At 62.3% G+C, this 2406-nt stretch carries 2 protein-coding genes; both read right to left on the bottom strand.

Annotated features, from left to right (window positions below; all coding sequences use genetic code 11):
* Nucleotides 1–256: 256 nt before the first annotated feature.
* Nucleotides 257–688: a hypothetical protein gene (locus tag ACF1AK_RS36215; protein ID WP_099699025.1), complete on the bottom strand. Its 432-nt coding sequence runs from the start codon at nt 686–688 to the stop codon at nt 257–259.
* A 226-nt stretch (nt 689–914) separates the two neighbouring features.
* A partial coding sequence (locus ACF1AK_RS36210; RefSeq protein WP_391503069.1) for a hypothetical protein occupies nt 915–2406 on the bottom strand: 1492 nt, incomplete at its 5' end.

Below are 2406 nucleotides of genomic sequence, written 5' to 3'. Positions count from 1 at the left end.
CAGTGAGTATCCGATTCGGGTCTCCGCAGCGGGTTTCTCTTCGTTCCGTCGAGAACCCGTGTGCAGAACCTACGTCGAATATCGTCTCCATCAGTGTCGGACGGTACTCGAGTGCTGATGCGGAAAAACGTACAGTCAAACCACAGGACCTACTCAGTGAATGTGTGGATCAAAGTCGGGTGAGAGTGTCGAGACCGCCCCGGAATTGCAGCTCCGACGTGCTCAGGACTGGCCGGGCTTTCGCTGGGCGTGAGAATCAGTTGTCGAGTATTTCCCGGCATTGTTCCGGGGTGTTGCCTTGCTGCAGGCAATTCGACCACAGGACCTGGGGATGGTTCGGCGGATTCGTTACTGTCGGGGTGCTTGTCGTGGTCCGAGGAGTGCCAGCTGTTGGCGGTGCATCGGTCATTCCGGCTTCGGCCCGAGGGTCGGGGAAGGTCATTCCTAGTGAGTTGGTGCACGTGGTTCCGTCGCAGGATCCTCCGTTGGCGGTGATTTCGCTGACCCGGTTGATCGCTGCGGGGCCGGCGCATTCGTCCGTCCAACCGTATGTTCCGTCCGTGAACGCGGTGTTCGGGCCGGGCGAGGTGCAGTAGTCGATGTGCTTGGTCACCGCCGGCGTGGGCGTGTCGATGAATGTTGCCTCCGCTGTGGGCGGTTCGACGATGGTTTCCGTCGTGGGTTCCACAATCGTGGTACTGGAGACCGGTGTGAGTGTCCCTGAGGAGCTCGGTGTCGTGGCGGTTGCAGTTGCTCCCTCAGACGAGGCAGGTTCGGTGGATGTGCCCTGGTCGCTGCATGCACTGAGCGCGAGAAGCAGGATCGGCGCTGCTAGCCAGGATTTTTTCATTGTCATTTGTGATCGCTTCATCCTGTGGACGGGTCGGCGTGTGGTGGCAGAGCTAGGACGGGTGTCAGCGGCGCATTTCTGCGTACGCTTGTCGCCGCAGCTGTCGAAGTTGCCGCCCATCGGCCAGTTGCCAGTCCCTCCAACCGTGCCGTTGCCGGCCCATGATGTCCGTCAACGGCGCCGAGGGTGGCCCGTAGCGTTTCCCGTCGACGTCGAGGGCCCCGTCCCGCGTGATCGTTGCGATGTAGGTGAGCCCGCGGCCGGTATCGTGATACGTCAGCTGGTCGCCGACCTGTAGATGGCCGAAGAGCATGAGCTGCAAGATGTCGTCGTCGTACGCGATCGGGGCGGAAGACGGCATGATTCGATCGGGTTGGTGTGTGAGCATGGAGGATTCGGATGTCGAATCGTCGCCGTCGCACGAGTTCGGATTCGCCTCGTCAGGTTGTGCGGTTGCGGTGGCTGCACCCGCGAGACGATGTTCCGTTGTAGGTGTCGGTATCTCGACTTTGTCTGCGTGTTGGTTTCCCGAGCCCACGAGGTTTCCGATCCCGCGGCCCACCCACCCGAGCCCGGATCCGACTCCTGAGACACCGGCACCGATCGCTTTGCCGGCCGCGCCGGCGACAGCACTGCCTGCGGACGCTGCCCGACTGCCGACTTCCGCCAGGGCGTCGACGACGCTGGGACTCTCGTGGTCGGTCCATCCCATGACCTGGCTGCCACGTGCCTGCGCGAAGTCGTCGAGGTCGTTCTTGAGTTTGACGATGTCGTGTTTGAGATTGTGGGCGGCGCCCCACCGGAATCCGTCGAGTCGGTGCATTTTTGCAAAGTTCGACAGTTCCGACCGCGCGTGCAGCAACAGTTCGCCGTCGCGTTCGAAATGCTCTGCCAGCACTGTGCGTGCGTCGTCGAGCACCACCTGCAGATGCTGCGGCTCGGTGGCCTGCACGCGCGCGATCCGCAACCGCTGCCACAGATAGAGCGACTGCTCACCGACCACCAACAGGTGCAGGGATTCGCCGAGCCGGTTCTCTTCGATTGCTCGGCGGAGATAGTCGGCGCGATCCTGGACCGGGCGAGTGGCATCGAACCCGGCCAAGGTGCGTTTGACGTGTTCTCGGAGGCGTTCGATGGTCACATTCAGGGTGGGCCGGAGTCCGGCAACAGATTCCCAGTCTGCGGTCGGCAGTGTTCCGTGTTCGTCGAGGGTGGTGACGAGCCGATCCAAGGTTGTGAAATGACCGACCACGTCACCGACTCGGGACGCTTGGGCGAGGGCGAGGAGTTGTTCGACTTTACCGTCGACGCGGGCGATCGATTCGTTCACCGACGCGATGGCCACCGAGAGGGCGACCTGCACCGCGATGAGTTGGAAGGACAGTGCTTGGGTGGGGCCGAGGGATACTTTCTGCCATTGCAGTTGCTGGCGGAACTTCCCTGCTTGGTCGACGACGGTCATTCGGAAGAACCCGCTGTCACCCGGCAACGCTTTGTACGTCTTCAATGCCTGGACGCTGTTCGGGGACAGTCGCACGAACTGACCGGCCTGGGCG

The organism is Kitasatospora sp. NPDC015120, assembly GCF_043080305.1.
Lineage (GTDB): Bacteria > Actinomycetota > Actinomycetes > Streptomycetales > Streptomycetaceae > Kitasatospora.
This window is presented reverse-complemented; position numbering and strand designations above follow the sequence as displayed.